The organism is Caballeronia arationis (genome assembly GCF_001544975.2).
In the GTDB taxonomy this organism is placed as follows: Bacteria; Pseudomonadota; Gammaproteobacteria; order Burkholderiales; family Burkholderiaceae; genus Caballeronia; species Caballeronia arationis.
On sequence record NZ_FCOG02000033.1, the window covers coordinates 20,344 to 40,344 of the forward strand.

The following is a 20,001-nucleotide window of genomic DNA, read 5'->3' on the forward strand; positions in this document are numbered from 1 at the left end:
CATGCGTCTTTTACTGGTGGAGGACGACGACATGATCGCGGAGACCGTGCTCGAATCGCTCAGGCGCACGGGCTATGCGGTCGACTGGGCGCAGGATGGCCGCGCGGCGGAGCTTTCGCTCAGCAATGGCGTCTACGATCTGGTGCTGCTCGATCTGGGGCTGCCGAAGCGCGACGGCATCGACGTGCTGAACGCGTACCGGCGTGCGGGCGGCGATGCGCCCGTGATGATCCTGACCGCGCGCGATGCCGTCGACGACCGCATCCGCGGCCTCGATGCCGGCGCCGACGACTACCTGATGAAGCCCTTCGACCTCGACGAACTCGCGGCCCGCGTGCGCGCGCTGCTCAGGCGCCGCACGGGCCAGAAGCATCCGGTCTACACGCACGGCGAACTGACGCTCGATCCCGCCGCGCACGAGGCGATGAAGGACGGCGTCGCGCTCAATCTCGTGCCGCGCGAGTTCGCCCTGCTGCAGGCGCTCATCGAAGAGCCGACCCGCGTGTTCAGGCGCGCGGAGCTGGAAGAGAAGCTGTACGGCTGGGGCGAGGAAGTGGGCAGCAACACCATCGAGGTCCACGTGCACAGCCTGCGGCGCAAGATCGGCGCGGAGCAGGTGGTGACCGTGCGCGGCGTCGGATACCGGCTGAAGAGGCCCGGATGACGTCGATCCGCCGCTGGCTGCTGGGTTGGCTTATCTTCGGTCTTGCGGCCGCGTGCCTCGTCGCGGGCTACGGCATCTTTCACACGGCACGCGCGGAAGCGAGCGAACTCTTCGACTACGAACTGCGCACCGTCGCGGTCTCGCTGCCAACCAACATCACGTCTGCAGAGAGCACCGAGCATCCGAGCCACGACTTCAAGGGCATCGCCGACGATCGTCTCGTCATCGACATCTGGGACAAGACCGGCCGGCTCGTCTATCACCCGCTCAAGGAGCCGGCGCTGCCGCGCATCGGCGAGGGCTTTCGCTCGGTCGACCGCGAGGGTTATCGCTGGCGCGTGTTCGGAATCGAGCAACGCGACCGCTTCGTGCAGGTCGCGCAGCCCTACTTCGTGCGCGACGAACTCGCGCTGAAACTCGCTTTGCGCACGCTCTGGCCGCTCGTCGTGCTCGTGCCGGTCACCATCGGGCTCGTGCTCTTTGTCGTCGCGCGCGGGCTTGCGCCGATCGGCTGGCTGTCGCGCGCGCTCGAAAGCCGGGCACTCGAATCGCTCGAACCGGTGCGGCTGGAACAGCCCGTGCCGACTGAGATCCGCCCGCTCGTCGAGGCGCTGAACGAACTGTTGTTGCGCCTTGCGGGCGCTTCGCAGGCGCAGCGCACCTTCGTCGCCGATGCCGCGCACGAACTGCGCACGCCGCTCACGGCGCTCAAGCTGCAGATGCAGGCCGCCGTGCGCGACGGCTCGCTTGCGGGCAGCGGCGACACGCTCGCGCGCATCGAAGGGCGCCTGAACCGCATCATTCATCTCGCGCAGCAATTGCTGACGATGGCGCGCGAGGACGCCGAGCGCGAGACGTCGATGAAGCCCGTGAGCCTGCGGCGTCTGTGCGAACTCTGCGTCGGCGATTTCTCGATGCTGGCAGAAACGAAGGCGATCGATCTCGGCCTCGAACTGGAACATGCGACCGGTCCCGCCGACAACTACATGGTGATCGGCGATGCGCATGCGCTCGCGGTGCTGCTCAACAATCTGCTCGACAACGCGATCCGCCACACGCCGCGCGGCGGGCGCGTCGACGTGACGTTGCGGCGCGAGGAGAGCGGCGTCGCGCTTGCGGTGCTCGACGACGGCCCCGGCATTCCCGAGGAGGAGATCGGGCGCGTCTGCGACCGCTTTTATCGCGGCGCGAGCGCGCAGGGACAGGGCAGCGGGCTCGGCCTTGCGATCGCATCGCGGATCGCGCGGCGGCATCGCGCCGCGTTTTCGGTGGCCAACCGCAGCGGCGCGCGCGGACTCGCGGTGTGGACGCACGGCTTGCGCAGCGCGCCGGCGGCCGCTTCATGAGGCTTCCTCGGATGGAAAGTCGTGCATCGATGGTCTAATGTCGATGCATGACCGCCCGCATCGGCATTCGTTCGACGAAAGCGCAGCCTCAGGCGCGCGCGGGCCACATGGGGCGTCCACGCACCCGGAGGAACCGGCATCATGAAGCAGACTTATACGAGCCCCGAGCAATTGCTGCGCTACAAGACGCTTCGTGAACTGCTGGCGGGAAAGCCGCCGGGCGCCTACTCGGTGGCACCGGACGCGTCCGTGCTGTCTGCCTTGCAGACGATGGCGGAGAAGGATGTCGGCGCGCTCGTCGTGCTGGACGGGCGGCGGCTCGTCGGCGTGTTCTCCGAGCGCGACTATGCGCGAAAGATCGTGCTGACCGGCAAGACGTCGAAAGAGACGCCGGTCGCCGACGTGATGTCCGGCGAGGTCCATTTCGTGAGCCCCGAGCACACGGTTCCGCAATGCATGGAACTGATGACCGGCAAGCGCATCCGGCATCTGCCGGTGGTCGCGGACGGCGACGTGATCGGCATGCTTTCCATCGGCGATCTGCTGAAGGAAATGCTCGCGCATCACGAGCAATTGCTCAGGCGCATGGCGATCGAGCAGACCATTCTGCTCACCGCGGACCCCAGCAGCTACTGAACGGCGGGCGCGCAGTGGCTTGCACGCCACGCGTTGCCATTGCCGTGGCCGGAATGCAAGCGGAAAAAACGCAGCGTCGCGGCGACCATGCTTCGCGCGGCCGGGGTAAAGTGATGGCCGCGGCGCCGCGTTCGTGACGCGGCCCCGCGACGCCCGGCGAGCGGCACGAGTGTTGCTCGAATGCATCATCCCTACGCGAATCGCTCGCGGCCCACGCGAGAACCCAGGAGACAGTCATGGCTGAGCAAACGAATCCCTTTGGCGATCTGACCAAGATGCTCGAACAGTTCAAGGTGCCGGGCGTCGACATGTCCGCGCTGATGGAGTCGCGCAAGAAAGACATCGAGGCGATCGTCGAGGCGAACAAGTCCGCTTATGACTCGATGCAGGCGGTGGCACGCAAGCAGACCGAGATGCTGACCCGCGCAATGCAGGACATTCAGGCCGCCGCGACCGCCGGCACCGATCCGGGCAAACAGACCGAAGTGGCGCGCAACGCGTGTGTCAAGGCGCTTGAAGACATCAAGGACCTGGCCGAGATCGCGCGCAAGTCGCAGACCGAAGCGATGACGAGCATCACGCAGCGCGCCAACGAGCACATGGAAGAAATCAAGAAGATGCTGCAGCGCAAATAGGGCGTGCCCAACGCCGGTTTCGCGCTGAATGCGAGCCGGCGCAGGTGGCGAAGCGCGTCGCGCGATGCGACGCGCAGGAGGCCTTTTTGACTGCAATCCCCAAGGAGAAAGCATGACCGCGCCGTTCAACATGCCGGACGAGTTCGTCCGGGGTTTCTTCAAATCGGGGCAGACGCTGTTGCAAGCCTACACGGGCGCAGCCGAAAAACCCGGCGACGCGCCTGCGGCCGCCCCGAAGATGCCGGCGCTCGCGCTTGCGCAGGCGCAGGCGCATTACTGGCAGCAGCAGATGGCGCTCTACATGGGCATGATGGCGAGCGCCACCGGGCAGGCCGCCGAGCCCGCCGTGCAGCCCGAGCGCGGCGATCGCCGCTTTTCCGCCGACATGTGGCGCGAGAACCCGTGGTACAGCCTGCTCAAGCAGACCTATCTGCTCAATTCGAAGCTCATCAACGACATGGTCGAGGCGGCGGGCGTCGGCGCGAAGGAGAAGCACAAGCTGCGCTTCTATGCGCGCCAGTTCATCGATGCCATGAGCCCCGCCAACTTCGCGGCCACCAATCCCGAGGCAATGAAGACCGCCGTCGAAACGCATGGCGAAAGCATGCGCGCCGGCTTCGCGAACCTGCTCGAGGACCTGAAGCGCGGACGCATTTCCATCACCGACGAAAAGGCCTTCGAAGTGGGCCGCAATGTGGCGGTGTCGAAAGGGTCGGTGGTCTTCGAAAACGATCTGTTCCAGCTGATCCAGTACTCGCCGCTCACGGACAAGGTCGCCGAGCGGCCGCTCGTGATCGTGCCGCCGTGCATCAACAAGTTCTATATCCTCGACCTGCAGCCGGAGAACTCGTTCGTGCGCTTCGCGTGCGAACAGGGCAATACCGTGTTCCTCGTCTCGTGGCGCAATCCAGATGCGAGCCTCGGCCACATCACGTGGGACGACTACGTCGAGCAGGGCGCGATCAAGGCACTCGAAGTGGGCCGCACGATCAGCGGCGCCGACAAGGTGAACGCAGTGGGCTGGTGTGTCGGCGGGACGATTCTGTCGTCGGCGCTCGCGGTGCAGCGTGCGCGCGGCGACGACACGGTGGCGAGCCTGACGCTCCTCACTACCATGCTCGATTTCAGCGATCCGGGCGATCTCGGCGTGTTCATCGACGAGCAGGGGGTTTCGCAGCGCGAGCAGTCCATCGGGAAGGGCGGCATCTACGCGGGCAGCGAACTCGGCTTCGTGTTCCAGACCCTGCGCGCCAACGACCTGATCTGGCCGTATGTCGTGAACAATTATCTGAAGGGCGGCGCGCCGCAGGCGTTCGACCTGCTCTACTGGAACGCCGACGGCACCAACCTGCCCGGCCCGATGTACGCCTGGTATCTGCGCAACATGTATCTCGAGAACAACCTGTGCAAGGCCGGACGGCTCACGATGTGCGGCACGTCGGTGGATCTCGCGCGCATCGACATGCCGAGCTACATCTTCGGCACACAGGAAGATCACATCGTGCCGTGGAAGGGCGCCTATCGTTCGACGCAACTCGTCGGCGGCGACACGCAGTTCGTGCTCGGCGCGAGCGGGCATATCGCGGGCGTGATCAATCCGGCATCGAAGAACAAGCGCTCCTACTGGACCGACGGCAAGCTCGACGCCGATCCCGAAGCGTGGCTCGCGTCGGCAACGTCGCAGCCGGGCAGCTGGTGGACGCACTGGAGCAACTGGCTGCAGTCGCATGCGGGCGATCAGGTTGCCGCGCCGAAGAAGCTCGGCAACGCGAAGTTCAAGCCGATCGAGCCGGCACCGGGACGCTACGTGGCGAAGCATCCGCCGGAGGTGATGGGCGCGTGAGCATGGCTATTTACGAAGAAGACAAGATCGATTGCCACAACCATATCTTCGATCCGGCGCGCTTCGCTTATCGCGATGACACGGTCTACCAGCCTTCGGGGCAGGAGATCGGCACGGCCAGCCAGTTCCTGCGCGTGATGGACGCTCACGGCGTGCGTCACGCGCTGCTCGTCGGTCCGACGAGCGGCTATCGCACGGACAACCGCTGCATGCTCGATGCAATCAAGCAGGGTGCGGGCCGGTTCAAGGGCATTGCGGTGGTCGATAACGATATCGGCCGAGCCGATCTGGAAGGGCTGAAGGCGGCGGGTGTGGTCGGCGTCGCGTTCAATCCGGCAATGGAAGGCGCTTCGGTTTTCAACGATGCCGACGCGCTGCTCGACCAGCTCGCCGAGCTCGATATGTTCGCGCAGATCCAGGTCGTCGGCGATCAGCTGGTGGAGTTGCTGCCGATGATCGAACGCACGCGGATGCGGGTTTTGATCGACCATTGCGGGCGGCCGGAAGTCGAGCAGGGCTTGAACCAGCCGGGGTTTCAGGCGCTGCTGCGGCTCGCGGATGGCGGGCGTGTGACCGTCAAGCTTTCGGGATGGCAGAAGTTCTCGAAGCAGGATCATCCATACGAGGACGCGCAGGCTTATGTGAGGGAACTGCTGCGCGCGTTCGGCCCGGATGCGTGCGTGTGGGGATCGGACTGGCCGTTTCTGCGCGCGACGTCGCGGCTGGATTACGGACCGTTGCTCGAACTGTTCGCGCAGATCGTTCCCGATGCAGGGGAGCGGCGGCGTGTGTTGTGGGACACGCCGCGGAGGTTGTTCGGGTTGGGTGAGTGGAAGACCGGCCTCGCGTCTTAGCGCCCGGCCGCCGCCTGCACCACCCCCCGACGCTGCGACATCCCCCAAGCAACCGTCATCCCGATCCCAAGCGTGGCGAGACACACCATCGGCACGACCATCGGCGCGCCTGCATTGCCCGCGACCTTTCCGACATACGGCATCAGGTTCTGGCTGAAGAACCCGCCGAGATTGCCGATCGAATTGATAGCCGCGACGCTCGCCGCCGCCCGCGCACCGGAAAAGAAGCGCGGCGGCAGCGACCAGAAGCACGGATACAGCAGCGGAATGCACGCCCCGCCGAGCACGAGCGCGGCAAATCGCAGCGGCAGCGTCGGCAACGCCAGGCTCAGCGCGAACCCCACCACGCCGACGCCCGCGACGATCGCCATCGCCTTCAGCACGACGCCCTCGCGCTTGAGCTTTGCGGGCAGCCACAGCAGCAGCAGCGCGCCGAGTCCCCACGGAATCATGTTGAGCAAGCCATTGAGCGACGACGAAACACCGCCGCTCTTGAGCAGCGTCGGCATCCAGTAGGTCACGCCATACAGCGACGTCGACATCAGCATGTACGCGGCGGCGAACATCAGGACACGCGGATCGATCAGCGCCCGCCACGGATGCTCCGACGTCGCCTCGGGTGACGCCTCGCGCAGCAACGCGCTCTTCATCACGCGCTTTTCATCGTCGGAGAGAAAGGGCGCGTCCTCCACCGAGTTCGGCAGAAAGCGCAACGCGACGCCCGCGACCAGGATTGCCGGCACGCCGGTCGCGACGAACACCCATTGCCAGCCCGCGAGGCCGAGATTGCCGTCGAGCGAAAGCAGCAAGCCTCCCGCAAGCGAGCCGAGCATGTTGGCAAGCGCGCTGCCGAGCGTGAAGAAGCCGAGCATGCGCGTGCGATGGCTCTGCGGGAACCACAGCGTCAGATAGAAGATGACGCCCGGATAAAAGCCCGCTTCGGCCACGCCGAGCGCGAAGCGAAAGACGTAGAAGAGGCCCATCGAATGCGTGAAGGCCATTAGGACCGTGATGACGCCCCACGTCAGCATGATGCGCGCGAGCCACAGCCGCGCGCCGAAACGATGCAGCGCGAGCGTGCTCGGCACCTCGAACAGCAGATAGCCGATGAAGAAGAGCGAGGCGCCGAGCCCGTACGACGCCTCGGTCATGCCGAGGTCGTGCACCATCTGCAGCTTGGCGAAACCGACGTTCTGCCGGTCGATGAACGCGATCAGGAACATGACGATCAGCAAGGGCATCAGTCGCCATGCGGTCTTGGTCACGACCTGCTGTTCGCTTGGGGAAATCGTCGGGGTCATGCGGTATCTCCGGTGAAATTCATACATATGTTTGGTTTAATCCGGCGTCCGGACAATCAGTGATTACCCGGCGCAGAGCCTTCTTAGGGTTTGTCTTAGCGTGACTCCGGCCGCCGGTACATGCAAACATATACATGAATTCACAACGCGAGCCGTCATGCAAGCCGACAACCGACTCCCCCGCTACCAGCGTCTGCGCGACGAACTCGTCGCGCAGATCGCTGCTCGCCACTGGCGTCCGGGCGAAGCCATTCCGACCGAACAGGCGCTCGCCAAGAGCTACGACGTCGCCGTCGGCACGGTGCGCAAGGCGGTCGACCTGCTGGTGAACGAAGGCATGCTCGAACGCTTTCAGGGCCGCGGCACCTTCGTGCGGCGCGCGAGCTTCGACAGTTCCCTGTTCCGCTTCTTCCGCTTTCAGACGAGGCAAGGCGAGCGGCGCATCCCCGAAAGCCGGATCCTGCGGCGCGAAGTCACCGAGGCGCCGTCGGCCGTCGCGGCCGCATTGCAGATCGCGCCGAAGGCACGGGTGATCCGCCTGTCGCGGCTGCGCCTGATCGACGACGTGCCGATGCTCGCCGAGGAAATCTGGCTGCCGTTCGAGCGCTTCGCGGCTTTCGCACAGTTGCCGATCGACGGCATCGGCGACCTGCTCTATCCGGTGTACGAGGCGCAGTGCAACCAGGTCATCGCATCGGCGACGGAGACGCTGACCGTCGAGTCGATCGGGCCGCTGCACGCCCGGCTCCTGCGCATCGAGCCGGGCACGCCGACGGTCGTCATCGAGCGCCTTGCGTACGGCTACGATCGCCAGCCGCTGGAGTGGCGGCGCTCGCGCGGTCCGGCGAGCGAATTCATCTATCAGGCCGAGATTCGCTGACCGGCACGAGCGCCGGATGGAAAAACGGCGAGGAGACGACGATGTTCCAGTGGTTCAGGGAAATTTCGGGCAACGAGAAGCGCACCTTCTGGGCGTGCTTCGGCGGCTGGGCGCTCGACTCGCTAGATGTGCAGATGTTCAGCCTCGTGATCCCGGCGATCATCGCGGAATGGTCGATCAGCCGTACGCAGGCGGGGCTGGTCGGCGGGGCGACGCTCGTGGCATCGGCGATCGGCGGATGGGTTGCGGGCATGCTCGCGGACCGCATCGGCCGCGTGAAGACGTTGCAGTGGACCGTCGCGTTCTTTTCCATTTTCACGTTTCTTTGCGCGTTCGCGCAGACCTATCCGGCGTTTCTCGTGCTCAAGAGCCTGCAGGGGTTCGGCTTCGGCGGAGAGTGGGCCGCCGGCGCCGTGCTGATGGCCGAAGCGATTCGCCCCGAGCATCGCGGCAAGGCAATGGGCACGGTGCAGAGCGCGTGGGCGGTGGGCTGGGCGGCGGCCGTGCTGCTCTATGCGCTGATGTTTTCGCTCGTTCCCGCCGATACCGCGTGGCGCGTCATGTTCGGCATCGGGATACTGCCGGCGCTGCTGATCCTCTACGTGCGGCGCGGCGTCGAAGAACCGGTGGCGCGCAAGACGGCGCAGAGCACGGGTACTGGCACGCTCGAAAGCGTCCCGCTCTTCGGTATTTTCTCGCCGCAGGTGCTGCGCATGACGCTCGTCGGCGGATTGCTGGGCGTGGGCGCGCACGGCGGCTATTACGCGCTGATGACGTGGCTGCCGACGTTTCTCAAGACCGAGCGCCATCTCTCCGTGCTCGGCACCGGCGGCTATCTCGCGGTGATCATCGTCGCGTTCTTTTGCGGGTGTCTCGTGAGCGCGCAGCTGCTCGACCGCATCGGCCGGCGCGCGACGATCCTGCTGTTCTCGATCTGCTGCGTCGCGACGGTCGTCGTCTATCTGTTTCTGCCGCTCGGCAATGTCGCGATGCTCGTGCTCGGCTTTCCGCTCGGATTCTTCGCGGCCGGCATTCCGGCGAGCATGGGCGCGCTCTTCTCGGAGCTTTATCCGCGTGGCACGCGCGGCACCGGCGTCGGCTTCTGCTACAACTTCGGGCGCGTGGTCTCGGCGGGCTTTCCGGTGCTGGTCGGCCATATGTCCGCGAACATGTCGCTTGGCGTGGCGATCGGCATCGATGCGGCCATCGCGTATTCGATCGTCGTCGTGGCCGTGCTGATGTTGCCGGAAACGCGCGGCAGGACGCTCGCCGACGATCTGCCGGAACCCGAGATAATCGTGCCGCTGCCGCGCGCGCATCGGCGCTGAGACGGGACCGACCGAGCATGGCGATTCAGCAGGAACACGACGCGGCGATCACCGCCATCGATGCTCACGCGCACGTCTTCGAGCGCGGGCTGCCGCTCGCGGCGCGCCGCCGCTACGCGCCGGATTACGACGCGACGCTCGCTGACTATCTCGTGAAACTCGACGCCCATGGCATCTCGCACGGCGTGCTCGTGCAGCCGAGCTTCCTCGGCACCGACTGCCGCTATCTGCTGGACGCGCTGGCGTGCGCGCCCGGGCGTCTGCGCGGGGTCGCCGTGATCGATCCGACGTGCGAAACCGCGTCGTTGGAGGCGATGGATCGCGCGGGCGTCGTCGGCATCCGGCTGAATCTCCTTGAAGCACCCGACCCGCATTTCGACGATCCGGCATGGCGCGCGACGCTCGCGCATATCGCGCGGCTCGGATGGCACGTCGAATTGCATGTCGAGGCGGCGCGGCTTGCGGGTGTCGTCCGGCCGCTCTTCGATCAGGAGCTGCGAATCGTCGTCGATCATTTCGGGCGGCCCGAGCCGTCGCTTGGCGTCGACGATCCGGGTTTTCGCGACCTGCTGTCGCTCGGGCGCACGGGGCGAGTCTGGGTGAAGGTGTCCGGCGTCTACCGGATCGGCGGGCTCGCGGCGGCGCAGGCTGCAACCGACGCGCTGAAGCAGGAATTCGGGCTGGACCGTCTCGTGTGGGGCAGTGACTGGCCGCACACGCAGTTCGAGCGGGTGGAGCGTTTCGATGACGCGCTGCGCGTCCTGCACACGCTCATTCCCGACGCGCACGAGCGGCACGCCGTCCTGGCGAACACGCCCGCGCAACTGTTCGGGTTCGTCTAGCGTTCTTCAGGCCGCCTTGCCGCCGACGTCCTGCCCGACCCAGATCTGGCTGTCGGGGAACCAGAACGCATCCGGCCTCGGCGGCGCGGCGAGCGTGACGGGCAAATCGGGATTGAATATCTTCGACCACGCCGACAAATACGACGGCATTTTCACGAGATAACCGCAATTCGAAAGCAGCAAACTGGAAACCAGCGCTTCGCGTCCGATTTCCAGTCCCGGATAACCGCTGAAATGAATCGGCATACCGCCATTCGAAAGCAGTTTCGCAGGCGCCACTTTAATGGGACGGCTGAAGGGCCATGCGCAAAAGAAATCGATAAATGGCTGCTCGTCGCTTGAAACGAATATGTTCGTCAATTGCGGATTGAGCGCGAGCGTCTGTTCGACGAGCCGACAGAAATCGCCCCACGGCACTGTCATCGCTTCGATCTTTTTATCGGTGCCTCTGAAATGCACGCCCAAAGTCGATTTGCCGATTTCGAGTCTTTTACATATCGATTCGACTTCGTCGCGAACAGAAGCCGCCGGCCGGTAATACGAACGGAAAAGCTCGCTCGCGCTTTGCAAACGAAGTCCGGCTTCATAGCGCTGCCGAAAACCCAGTTGAACCAGATCGCGCACGGTCGAAGTCCGCACCTTGCGCGAGGAGGGCGCACCGGCCGATGGCCGCACGGTTTCGAACAGCGCCGAGAACCAGTCGATTTTGCCTTCCGGATCGCCGTAAAGGCCGCCGCGTGCCGAAATGCGCGGCGTCAGCCGCTTTTCTTCGCAATGCATGAGAATGAACAGGACCATCTGCATCACGGAAAAGAAACCGGAATTTTCCCTGATCTCGATGGAGAACACGCTGCGGTTCAATCGCTGCCGCGCATGCAGCGAAAACCGGATTGGCGTGGCGACAGAATGCTTGAACCCTTCACTGCGCCGGAATTGTCTTACCCGATCGACCACCCTTCGCAACATCGCGTGACTCCCAATCAATTAGGCTTGTTGGAATTTGCGTACGGCGTGCGATACCAGGACTGTCCGGCAAGAATAGCAACGGGTCATCGCTTGCGGAGTAAATCCAACATGCAATTTCGTGGGGTAGCAAACGCAGTCCGGTAAGAATTCCTTTATCGAAATCGGGTCGTCCTTTAGCAAACGTTGGCGTCGCCACTGACGATGTCATTAATATCCGGGTAATTGGAGTTAACCCCGAAACGACGCGGCGAACGCGTGTATCGTGCATATTCCGCGAACGCCGCAATTCCTCATGGCCGATCTATCTATATACGGCGGGCTCTTCGTCGTCGCGCTCGTCGCCGCGACGATCTTCCCGCTCCAGTCCGAAGCGCTGCTCGTCGGCTTGCTGCTGCACGGCGGACATCCGGCGTGGCTGCTGGTCGCGGTGGCGAGCGTCGGCAACATCGCGGGGTCGACGATCAACTGGGTGCTCGGCCGCTCGATCGAGCGGTTCCGCGACCGCCGATGGTTTCCGATCAAGCCGGGCGCGCTGGATCGCGCGGAACGCTGGTATCGTCGATACGGGCGCTGGACGCTGCTGCTTTCGTGGACGCCCGTCATTGGCGACCCGCTCACGATGATCGCGGGCGTGCTGCGCGAGCCGCTGCCGTCGTTCCTCTTCATCGTCGCGATCGCGAAGACGGGGCGGTATATCGCGGTGGCGGCGCTGACCATGATGTAACGTCGCCGCGCTTTGCGCGCGCAGTGTTTGCGTTTTCCATCCTTCGGTGAAAGTCGATCGACGCACGCTGACCCATGAACGCTCGCCCGCCCGACCCGCGCCCTTCGTCGTTCGCGACGCTCACCCTGATCACCCGCGACGCCTTGACGGCGCTCGGCCGCGAACTGGCCGCATGGAAGCCCTCGGCCGAGCGCGCCGGCTTCGCCACGCAGGCGGTGGTTTCGGTCGCCCTCGCGGTGGCGCTCGCGCGGGTGTTCGGCCTGTCCAATAGCTGGTGGGCGGCGATCAGCGGCTTCGCGGTCATGCAGACGACTTCGCCGCGTCCGCCCGGCGCGGGCTGCATCGGATGCTCGGCACGGTGCTCGGCGGGCTGCTCGGCGCACTGGCCGGTCCCGCGCTCGGCGGTCTGCCGTGGCTCTTCGTGCCGGCGATGGGCGCGATGGGGGGCGTCGCCGTGTACCGGGCGCTCGCGTCGGAATTCAGCTACGCGTGGGTGCTCGGCGGCGCCACTGCGCTGATGGTGATCTTCGAGGCGCACACGCTCCACACCTTCGCGGCGACCGCCTCGTTCGCAACGCTGCGCGTAGCGGAAGTCGTCGTCGGGACGCTGGCCTGCGTGGTTGTGTCGGGCGTCTTCCACGCGGGCGAGCGGCAGTACCGGCGATATCGTCCGCTGGGCGCCGTCGAGGCGCTCGCCGCGGCGGGCGCCCCTCCGTCGCCGGAGTCGATTCGCGCCGCGCGCAAGCTGCTCGCATGGCAGGGCGCGGCGTCGATCGCGATCCTGGCGGCGCTGATCTACATCCTGAAGCTGCCCGGTTTCGCGCAGGCGATGGTCACCGCGATGGCTGTCCTGATCCTGCCGGCGGCGTCGCTGGCCGGGCACACGCGAAGGCCCGTCGCCGAAAGGATGGTCCAGCGCTTCGCGGGCTGCCTGCTCGCGGGATTGATCGGCGTGGCGCTCTTGCCGCTCCTGGGCAATCACGCCTGGCTTTCGATGATCGCGCTGTCGGCGGGTGTGTGGTTCGGTTGCCATGTGCAGACCGGGAAGGAAGGCGCGAGCTATGTCGGGCGGCAGTTCACCATCGCGTTCATCATGGTGTTCGTGCAGGACCATCGATGGTCGGCCGATCCGCTCCCGGCGCTCATGCGCCTCTCGGGCATCCTGACGGGCATCGTCGTGCTTACCGCCGTGATTCTCGCCATGAGCCGGCTGCCGCTCGCGCGCGAAAGCAGCGACGCGCTCTGAAGGCGGCTCCCGGGTCGGCACGAAAGACACGGGCGCGTGCGCCCTGGGCAACAAGCGCGGCACTCCGACGAATCAGTGACGCAGTTCGCCCGGCCCTTTCCCTGTCCAGCGCTTGAGCGCCCGCCGGAAGTTCGCCGCATCGCTGAAGCCGAGCAGCATGGCGATATCGTCGGTGCTCATCTTGGTCGTCTTCAGATATTCCGTTGCGAGCGAGCAGCGCACGTCGTCGACGATCGCGACGAATGACGTTCCCTCCGCCTCCAGGCGCCGGCGCAGCGTACGGCTCGTCATCTTCAGGACTTCTGCGACCGCTTCCATGCTCGGGAAGACGCCGGGTTCGCGCATCAGCACCTGATAGACCTCGCCGGACGCGCCGACCGATGTCTTCGCCTGCCCGATCAGCCGGTCGCAGGTTTCCTGGAGAAGCGCCGCCGAGTGCAGATGCGCAAGCTGCGGCTTCTGGTCGAGGATCGCGCTGTCATAGATCAGTTCACATTGCTCGTGGTCGAACTCGCACGGGCAGCCGAGATACTTCGGATAGAGATCGGCGTGAGCGGAGGCCGGGTAGGAAAAGCAGGCCTTCACAGGCGGGCAGCTTCGGCCGGCAACGTCCTGCAGATGCGTGACGTGCTGCGTGAATTGCTGCTCGATCACGAACTCGCGCAATTCGCGCGACGGACTGGAGATGAACGCGTCGGGAAAGGTCCAGACGCCCTTGTCGGGATATTCGGTCCAGGCGATCGTGACCGTGGGTGTCGCCAGCCGGTGGTATTTCACGCCGAGCCTGAAGTAGTCGCGCAGCGACAGGCACGACATCAGCGCGTAGCCGTACATGCCGTAGGCGGACAGGTGCAGGCGCGAGCCCACTTCGAACGGCGTGGCCGGATCGGTGGACAACAGGATGGCGTTCTTGCACACGGCCGCGTACTGACGCACCGAGGTGAGCGCGGACGCGTCGTAGATCTCTTCGGCCTTCACGCCGCTGCCTTTCAGGCTGTCCTCCGGCGCGATGCCCTGCTCGGCAAGCACTTCCACCAGCGCCGCGATCTTGTAGGGCGCATAGATGCGCTCGTTGAGCAGCGGATATTTCGACGACACGGCATCTCTCCCAGAATGTCCCCGGAAGCTACCCATCTGTCCGGAAATGACCTTACCGGCGCCATGCTATCCCACTACCATCGGTATCACAAGGGAGCGGTCCGCACGCGACGCCCTCGATTAGAAAGTACCCGGAGACAGCATTCAGCCATGAGCAATACCAGCCGCAAGGTCATCATTTCCTGCGCCGTGACGGGTTCCGCGCATGTCCCGTCGATGTCGGAATATCTGCCGATCACGCCGGACGACATCCGCTCACAGGCGATCGAAGCGGCCGAGGCCGGCGCCGCGATCCTTCATTTGCATGCGCGCGATCCACGCGACGGCCGGCCGACGCCGAGCCCCGACGTCTACCGGGAGTTCGTGCCGGCGATCGCGAAGGCGACCGACGCCGTCATCAACATCACGACGGGCGGCAGCACACGCATGACGCTCGACGAGCGGCTGGCGTATGCGCGGCTCGCCCGGCCCGAAATGTGTTCGCTCAACATGGGATCGATGAACTTTTCGCTGCATCCGGTGGCGGCGAAGATCGATTCGTGGCGTTTCGACTGGGAAAAGGACTACGTCGAAGGCATGGAGGACATGATCTTCCGCAACACGTTCCGGGACATCAGGAACATCCTCGCGGAGTTTCAGGAGTACGGGACGCGCTTCGAGTTCGAATGCTATGACGTCGGGCATCTGTACAACCTGGCGCATTTCGTCGACCAGGGATTGGTCAAGGCGCCGTTCTTCATCCAGTCCGTGTTCGGGATTCTCGGCGGCCTCGGCCCCGATCCCGAGAATGTGGCGCTCATGCGCTCCACCGCCGACCGCCTTTTCGGTCGCGAGCACTACCACTTCTCGATTCTCGGCGCGGGCCGCCACCAGATGTCGCTCGTGACGATGGGCGCGATTCTGGGCGGCAACGTGCGCGTCGGGCTGGAGGACAGCGTGTACCTCGAAAAGGGCGTGAAGGCGACGACCAACGCGGAGCAGGTCCGCAAGATCCGGCGAATCCTCGAAGAGCTGTCGTTCGAGATCGCGACGCCCGCCGACGCCCGCCAGATCCTCGGCCTGAAGGGCGCCGGCAAGACCGCGCTCTGAATCCTGCCGCTCAGCGCAGGCAAGCCGCATACAAAAGCAGATTCCTTGCAGGAGACATCATGGTTACGCATTCCACCGAACACAGCACGGACGACACGCATCGGATCGCGACACTCAAGGCGATGCAGAAGCTCATTCCGCTGATGTGCGCCATCTATTTCATGTCGTATCTCGACCGGACCAACGTCGCGCTCGCCAAGGCGCAGCTGGCGGCCGATCTGGGCATCAGCGCCGCCGCATACGGGCTCGGCGCGGGCATTTTCTTTCTCGGCTATGCGCTGCTCGAAGTACCGAGCAATCTGGCCGCGCACCGGGTCGGGCCGCGCCGCTGGATCGCGCGCATCGCGGTGACGTGGGGAGCGCTCTCCGCCGCGATGATGTTCGTGAAGGGCGAGTATTCGTTCTACGCGATCCGCGTGCTGCTCGGCATCGCCGAAGCGGGTCTGTTCCCGGCGCTGATGTACATGGTCACGCTCTGGTTCGCGCCGAAGGACCGTCCGGTGGCCGTCGGCTGGATCTATACGGCGCCGGCCGTGGCGCTCGTGATCGGCAACCCGCTGGGCGGCGCGCTGATGCAGCTAGACGGCACCGGCGGGCTGCACGGCTGGCAATGGATGTTCCTGCTCGAAGGCCTGCCGACGATCCTGGTCGGCGTGCTGCTGTACTTCAAGCTGCCCGAGCGGCCGCGCGACGCCCGCTGGCTCTCCGCGACCGAAGCCCGGGCGCTCGAAACGCACGCGGTCATCGACACGCACGGCCACGCCGACCTGTCCTCCGCAAACTGGATCGCGGCACTCAAGCGACCGAGCACCATCCTCATCGGCCTGATCTACTTTTTGAACCAGGTGGCGTTCGTCGGCCTCGTGTTCTTCACGCCGGCCATGATCCAGCAGATGCATGTGAAAGCGCCGCTCGTCGTCGGGCTGCTTTCGAGCAGTGTGGGGATCGGCTTCCTGCTGGGCGTGCTGATCCTTCCGCGCATTCATCGCCGCATGAAGAGCGACTGCCTGTACCTCGGCGTGCTGACTGCGGGGCTGGTCGCGAGCGGCCTTGCGTTCATCGCGTCGACGAGCCCGGTCGTCCAGATCGCGCTCTTCGTGGCAACCGCTTTCTTCGGCGGCGGCGTGCTGCCTTCCTACTGGGCCATTGCGATGAAGCGACTCCAAGGCATCCAGGCGGCGGCGGGGCTCGCCTTCATCAATACGATCGGGCTCATCGGCGGTTTCGTGGGTCCGTATGTCTTCGGCATGGCCGAGACGGCGTCGGGCAGTAGCGCGTCCGGCTTCACCGTGGTGGTCGCGGCGGCGGTGCTGGGCCTCGTGCTCGTGCCGCTACTCGCCAAGGCCATCCGGCTCGAAGAGCGACCGGGCGCGCTGTGCCAGCCCGCGCTCGAACTTGATGCGTGACGAGGCGCGGCAGCCCCGCGCGTGCAGGGATCGAATTCAGAAAAGAATGGAGAGCAGGGAATGAGACTGAAAGGCAAAGTGGCGATCGTGACCGGAGCGGGCCAGGGAATCGGCGCGGCAACGGCGCTGAAGTTCGCCCGCGAAGGTGCGGCGGTCGCGGCATGCGACGTGAATCGCGAGGCGTTGTCGAAGGTGGTCGAAGCATGTCGTGAAGCGGGCGGCGAAGCCGACGCCTTCGGCGTGGATGTCGCGGACCGGAAATCGGTCAACGACATGGTTGCCCGAGTGCTCGCGGGGCATGGACGGATCGACGTGCTGGTGAACAACGCCGGCATCACTCGCGATGCCCGGCTCCAGAAGATGACGCTCGAACAGTTCGACGACGTCATCGACGTGAATCTGCGCGGCGTCTTTCATGCGGCACAGGCCGTCGTCGATACGATGGTGGAGCAGGGAGCAGGCGTCATCCTGAACGCAAGCTCGGTGGTGGGCATCTACGGCAACTACGGCCAGACCAACTACGCGGCGGCCAAGTTCGGTGTGATCGGCTTCACGAAAACGTGGAGCCGCGAACTCGGACCCAAGGGGATTCGCGTGAACGCCGTCGCGCCGGGTTTCATCGACACGCCCATTCTCTCGACGGTGCCCGATGAAGTCATGGCGAAAATGCGCGAGCAGGTTCCGTTGCGCCGTCTCGGCAGGCCCGAGGAAATCGCCAGCATCTACGCGTTTCTTGCAAGCGACGAGGCGAGCTACATCAACGGCGCGGTGATCGAAGCATCGGGAGGAATGTCGCTATGAGCGCACTCAAGCTTCTGAAGCCCGCGCCGGGACTTCGGGTCCTCGTGACGGGTGCCGCAACGGGCATCGGCGCTGCCATCGCGCAGGCCTTCCTCGAAGCGGACGCGGCGGTCTATGTCTGCGACATGGATGCATCCGCCATCGACCGCGCGAAGGCGAGCCATCCGCGTCTCTACGCAGGCGTCGCGGACGTTGCGAACCGCGAGCAGGTGGATGCCGTCATCGACGACGCACGCCGCTCGCTCGGCGGCCTGGACATTCTCGTGAACAACGCGGGCATCGCCGGTCCCACGGGCGCGGTGGAGTCGATCGACCCCGGAGAGTGGGAACGCACGGTCGCGACCAATCTCAACAGCCAGTACTACTTCCTGAGAAAGGCCGTGCCCGTGCTGAAGGAGAGTTCGGACTGCCCGGGCATCATCGCGATGTCGTCCGTGGCCGGCCGCCTCGGCTACGGGTTTCGCACGCCCTATGCCGCGACCAAGTGGGCGATCGTCGGGCTGGTGAAGTCGCTCGCCGTGGAACTCGGGCCGGACAACATCCGCGTGAATGCGATCCTTCCCGGGGTGGTCGAAGGCGAAAGAATGGACCGGGTGATCGCGGCGCGCGCGGAATCGCTCGGCATCACGGCCGACGCCATGCGCGAAGAGTATCTGCGAAAGATCTCCCTCCGGCGCATGGTGACGGTCGAGGACATCGCCGCGATGACGCTGTTCCTGGCATCGCCCGCGGGCCGCAACATCTCGGGCCAGGCGATCAGCGTGGACGGCAACGTCGAGTATCTGTAGCTGCCGCCGTTGCCGCCCGACCGGCTCAGGCCTCTTCGGCCCAGGCCATGTTCTCGCGCGCCATCAGCGCCGACGATGCCGCCGGCCCGAACGTTCCCGCCGTGTAGGTGCGCGGCCGGTCGTTCAGCTCCTTCCAGCCGGCGAGAATCGGCTCGACCCACGCCCACGCGGCTTCGAGTTCGTCGCGTCGCATGAAGTGCGTGAGGCGCCCGCGAATCACGTCGATGAGCAGGCGCTCGTACGCTTCCGCACGACGCTCGGTGAACGCCTGTTGCAAGTCGAGGTTCAGGTTCACCGGCAGCATGTGCATGCCGCTGCCGGGCTCCTTTGCGAGCATCTGGAGCTGGATCGACTCTTCCGGCTGCAACTGGATGATCAGCCGGTTGCCGTAGCTGCGCGGGCCGCTCGGGATGATCGAGAACGGCAGGTCCGCGAAATCGATCACGATCTCCGACTGCCGCTTCTGCAACCGCTTGCCCGTGCGCAGGAAGAACGGCACGTTGGCCCAGCGCCAGTTGTTGATGTGCGCGTGAATGGCGACGAAGGTCTCGGCGCGGCTGTCCTGCGGCACGTTCGCCTCTTCGAGATAACCCTTCACCGGCTCGCCGCCGATCGCGCCCGCGGCGTACTGGCCGCGCACGGTATCGCGGGCGATGTCGGCAACCGACATGGGCCGAAGCGAGCGCAGCACTTTCAGCTTTTCGTCGCGCACGGCATCGGGATTGAGCGACACGGGCGGCTCCATCGCGACGATGCAAAGCAGTTGCAGCAGGTGGTTCTGCACCATGTCGCGCAGCGCGCCCGTCTGGTCGTAGAAGCCCGCGCGGCTGCCGACGCCCACCGTCTCCGACACCGTGATCTGCACGCTCTTGATGTACGGCGCCTGCCAGAGCGGCCCGAAGATCGCGTTGCCGAAGCGCAGCACCATCAGGTTCTGCACGGTCTCCTTGCCGAGATAGTGGTCGATGCGATAGATCTGCGCTTCCTTGAAATGCCGCCCGACCGATGCGTTGATCGCCTGCGCCGAGGCAAGATCGTGACCGAGCGGCTTTTCGAGCACGACGCGCGAATGCTCGTCGACGAGACCCGCGTTCGCGAGGTTGTCGCAGATTGTCGTGAAGAGATCGGGCGCGGTCGCGAGATAGAAGACGCGCAGCGCATTCGGTCGCGAAACCTGCGCGAGCCGCTCGAAGTCGGCGGCGTTGTCGATGTCGATGCGCACGTAGTCGAAGAGCGCGAGAAACTTGTCCCACGCCTGGGCGTCGAGCGCCTTGGCGTCGACGAACGGGCGCGAGTGCTCTTCCATGAACGCGAGGTAGTCGTCGCGCGACCAGTCCTTGCGGCCGATGGCGATGATGCGCGTCTCGGGCGGCAGATTGCAGTGCAGGTGCGCCATGTACAGCGCGGGCAGCAGCTTGCGCGCGGACAGGTCGCCGCCGCCGCCGTAGATGATCATGTCGACGGGACGGTCTGTGGCGGATGGGTTCTGTGTCGTCATGGTGCGTAGGGGTCGCCGGTTGAAGGGGCCCTGAAGGGCCGATTGAAGAGGCAGCA

General features: G+C 65.2%; 19 protein-coding genes. 15 read left to right on the forward strand and 4 right to left on the reverse strand.

The annotated features are described in order from the left end of the window. The first annotated feature begins 1 nt into the window (after position 1). The 6 genes from AWB81_RS20505 (at position 2) to AWB81_RS20530 (ending at position 5,978) form a co-directional block, all read left to right on the forward strand. Positions 2-664, forward strand: coding sequence for a response regulator (locus tag AWB81_RS20505; protein ID WP_062638382.1), 663 nt, complete (start codon positions 2-4; stop codon positions 662-664). After that, positions 661-2,010, forward strand: a complete 1,350-nt coding sequence (locus tag AWB81_RS20510; RefSeq protein WP_062638383.1) for an ATP-binding protein — start codon at positions 661-663, stop codon at positions 2,008-2,010. Before AWB81_RS20505 ends, AWB81_RS20510 begins: the two co-directional genes overlap by 4 nt. 141 nt (positions 2,011-2,151) lie before the next feature. Further along, positions 2,152-2,646 carry a CBS domain-containing protein gene (locus AWB81_RS20515; RefSeq protein WP_062638384.1) on the forward strand — a complete coding sequence of 165 codons (495 nt, stop codon included), beginning with the start codon at positions 2,152-2,154 and terminating at the stop codon, positions 2,644-2,646. A 236-nt stretch (positions 2,647-2,882) separates the two neighbouring features. Next, complete coding sequence (gene phaP, locus AWB81_RS20520) at positions 2,883-3,281, forward strand: TIGR01841 family phasin (protein WP_062638385.1); 399 nt, start codon at positions 2,883-2,885, stop codon at positions 3,279-3,281. Positions 3,282-3,393: 112 nt separating this feature from the next. Next, positions 3,394-5,124: a PHA/PHB synthase family protein gene (locus AWB81_RS20525; RefSeq protein ID WP_062638386.1), complete on the forward strand. Its 1,731-nt coding sequence runs from the start codon at positions 3,394-3,396 to the stop codon at positions 5,122-5,124. 2 nt (positions 5,125-5,126) lie between these two features. Beyond that, positions 5,127-5,978, forward strand: a complete 852-nt coding sequence (locus AWB81_RS20530) for an amidohydrolase family protein (RefSeq protein WP_062638387.1) — start codon at positions 5,127-5,129, stop codon at positions 5,976-5,978. Here the strand turns inward: AWB81_RS20530 and AWB81_RS20535 are convergent. Then, positions 5,975-7,243 carry an MFS transporter gene (locus AWB81_RS20535; RefSeq protein ID WP_235025848.1) on the reverse strand — a complete coding sequence of 423 codons (1,269 nt, stop codon included), beginning with the start codon at positions 7,241-7,243 and terminating at the stop codon, positions 5,975-5,977. The two genes, AWB81_RS20530 and AWB81_RS20535, sit on opposite strands and share 4 nt — an antisense overlap. Before the next feature lie 193 nt (positions 7,244-7,436). Between AWB81_RS20535 and AWB81_RS20540 the strand changes: the two genes are divergently transcribed. From AWB81_RS20540 to AWB81_RS20550, 3 genes are read left to right on the forward strand one after another with little or no spacing between them, the layout of a single operon-like run. Further along, on the forward strand, positions 7,437-8,159 hold the full coding sequence (locus tag AWB81_RS20540) for a GntR family transcriptional regulator (RefSeq protein ID WP_062638389.1): 723 nt from the start codon (positions 7,437-7,439) through the stop codon (positions 8,157-8,159). A gap of 41 nt (positions 8,160-8,200) precedes the next feature. Beyond that, on the forward strand, positions 8,201-9,487 hold the full coding sequence (locus AWB81_RS20545) for an MFS transporter (RefSeq protein WP_062638390.1): 1,287 nt from the start codon (positions 8,201-8,203) through the stop codon (positions 9,485-9,487). 17 nt (positions 9,488-9,504) lie between these two features. Next, positions 9,505-10,329, forward strand: a complete 825-nt coding sequence (locus tag AWB81_RS20550) for an amidohydrolase family protein (RefSeq protein WP_062638391.1) — start codon at positions 9,505-9,507, stop codon at positions 10,327-10,329. Positions 10,330-10,335: 6 nt separating this feature from the next. Here the strand turns inward: AWB81_RS20550 and AWB81_RS20555 are convergent, their stop codons facing one another. Then, a complete protein-coding gene (locus AWB81_RS20555) occupies positions 10,336-11,295 on the reverse strand; it encodes an O-fucosyltransferase family protein (RefSeq protein ID WP_062638392.1) in 960 nt (319 codons plus the stop codon). Between the two features lie 292 nt (positions 11,296-11,587). On the opposite strand from AWB81_RS20555, the gene AWB81_RS20560 reads away from it, so the two are divergent. Both AWB81_RS20560 and AWB81_RS20565 read left to right on the forward strand, forming a co-directional pair. After that, entirely contained in the window at positions 11,588-12,019 is a 432-nt protein-coding gene (locus AWB81_RS20560) for a YqaA family protein (protein ID WP_062638393.1), read from the forward strand. A 274-nt stretch (positions 12,020-12,293) separates the two neighbouring features. Beyond that, positions 12,294-13,265, forward strand: coding sequence for an FUSC family protein (locus tag AWB81_RS20565; RefSeq protein WP_327372382.1), 972 nt, complete (start codon positions 12,294-12,296; stop codon positions 13,263-13,265). A gap of 72 nt (positions 13,266-13,337) precedes the next feature. On the opposite strand, the gene AWB81_RS20570 is transcribed toward AWB81_RS20565, so the two are convergent. Further along, positions 13,338-14,363, reverse strand: a complete 1,026-nt coding sequence (locus tag AWB81_RS20570; protein WP_062638394.1) for an AraC family transcriptional regulator — start codon at positions 14,361-14,363, stop codon at positions 13,338-13,340. 150 nt (positions 14,364-14,513) lie between these two features. On the opposite strand from AWB81_RS20570, the gene kce reads away from it, so the two are divergent. Genes kce through AWB81_RS20590 form a run of 4 tightly spaced genes read left to right on the forward strand, consistent with a single transcriptional unit; the run spans position 14,514 to position 18,447 of the window. Continuing rightward, complete coding sequence (kce, locus tag AWB81_RS20575; RefSeq protein WP_062638395.1) at positions 14,514-15,452, forward strand: 3,5-dioxohexanoate:acetyl-CoA acetone transferase; 939 nt, start codon at positions 14,514-14,516, stop codon at positions 15,450-15,452. 59 nt (positions 15,453-15,511) lie between these two features. Next, complete coding sequence (locus AWB81_RS20580; protein ID WP_062638396.1) at positions 15,512-16,858, forward strand: MFS transporter; 1,347 nt, start codon at positions 15,512-15,514, stop codon at positions 16,856-16,858. Positions 16,859-16,918: 60 nt separating this feature from the next. After that, positions 16,919-17,659 (forward strand): 3-oxoacyl-ACP reductase FabG, encoded by a 741-nt coding sequence (fabG, locus tag AWB81_RS20585; protein WP_062638397.1) that lies wholly within the window; start codon positions 16,919-16,921, stop codon positions 17,657-17,659. Then, positions 17,656-18,447 (forward strand): SDR family oxidoreductase, encoded by a 792-nt coding sequence (locus AWB81_RS20590; protein ID WP_062638398.1) that lies wholly within the window; start codon positions 17,656-17,658, stop codon positions 18,445-18,447. Before fabG ends, AWB81_RS20590 begins: the two co-directional genes overlap by 4 nt. Positions 18,448-18,472: 25 nt before the next feature. Here AWB81_RS20590 and zwf read toward each other — a convergent pair whose 3' ends face one another. Continuing rightward, entirely contained in the window at positions 18,473-19,945 is a 1,473-nt protein-coding gene (zwf, locus tag AWB81_RS20595) for a glucose-6-phosphate dehydrogenase (protein ID WP_062638399.1), read from the reverse strand. Positions 19,946-20,001: the final 56 nt, after the last annotated feature.

Excerpts from the sequence above, each read along its gene's own strand:
- AWB81_RS20505 (WP_062638382.1), top strand. The coding sequence starts at position 2 with ATGCGTCTTTTACTGGTGGAGGACGACGACATGATCGCGGAGACCGTG.
- AWB81_RS20510 (WP_062638383.1), top strand. The coding sequence starts at position 661 with ATGACGTCGATCCGCCGCTGGCTGCTGGGTTGGCTTATCTTCGGTCTT.
- AWB81_RS20515 (WP_062638384.1), top strand. The coding sequence starts at position 2,152 with ATGAAGCAGACTTATACGAGCCCCGAGCAATTGCTGCGCTACAAGACG.
- phaP (WP_062638385.1), top strand. The coding sequence starts at position 2,883 with ATGGCTGAGCAAACGAATCCCTTTGGCGATCTGACCAAGATGCTCGAA.
- AWB81_RS20525 (WP_062638386.1), top strand. The coding sequence starts at position 3,394 with ATGACCGCGCCGTTCAACATGCCGGACGAGTTCGTCCGGGGTTTCTTC.
- AWB81_RS20530 (WP_062638387.1), top strand. The coding sequence starts at position 5,127 with ATGGCTATTTACGAAGAAGACAAGATCGATTGCCACAACCATATCTTC.
- AWB81_RS20540 (WP_062638389.1), top strand. The coding sequence starts at position 7,437 with ATGCAAGCCGACAACCGACTCCCCCGCTACCAGCGTCTGCGCGACGAA.
- AWB81_RS20545 (WP_062638390.1), top strand. The coding sequence starts at position 8,201 with ATGTTCCAGTGGTTCAGGGAAATTTCGGGCAACGAGAAGCGCACCTTC.
- AWB81_RS20550 (WP_062638391.1), top strand. The coding sequence starts at position 9,505 with ATGGCGATTCAGCAGGAACACGACGCGGCGATCACCGCCATCGATGCT.
- AWB81_RS20555 (WP_062638392.1), bottom strand. The coding sequence starts at position 11,295 with ATGTTGCGAAGGGTGGTCGATCGGGTAAGACAATTCCGGCGCAGTGAA.
- AWB81_RS20560 (WP_062638393.1), top strand. The coding sequence starts at position 11,588 with ATGGCCGATCTATCTATATACGGCGGGCTCTTCGTCGTCGCGCTCGTC.
- kce (WP_062638395.1), top strand. The coding sequence starts at position 14,514 with ATGAGCAATACCAGCCGCAAGGTCATCATTTCCTGCGCCGTGACGGGT.
- AWB81_RS20580 (WP_062638396.1), top strand. The coding sequence starts at position 15,512 with ATGGTTACGCATTCCACCGAACACAGCACGGACGACACGCATCGGATC.
- fabG (WP_062638397.1), top strand. The coding sequence starts at position 16,919 with ATGAGACTGAAAGGCAAAGTGGCGATCGTGACCGGAGCGGGCCAGGGA.
- AWB81_RS20590 (WP_062638398.1), top strand. The coding sequence starts at position 17,656 with ATGAGCGCACTCAAGCTTCTGAAGCCCGCGCCGGGACTTCGGGTCCTC.
- zwf (WP_062638399.1), bottom strand. The coding sequence starts at position 19,945 with ATGACGACACAGAACCCATCCGCCACAGACCGTCCCGTCGACATGATC.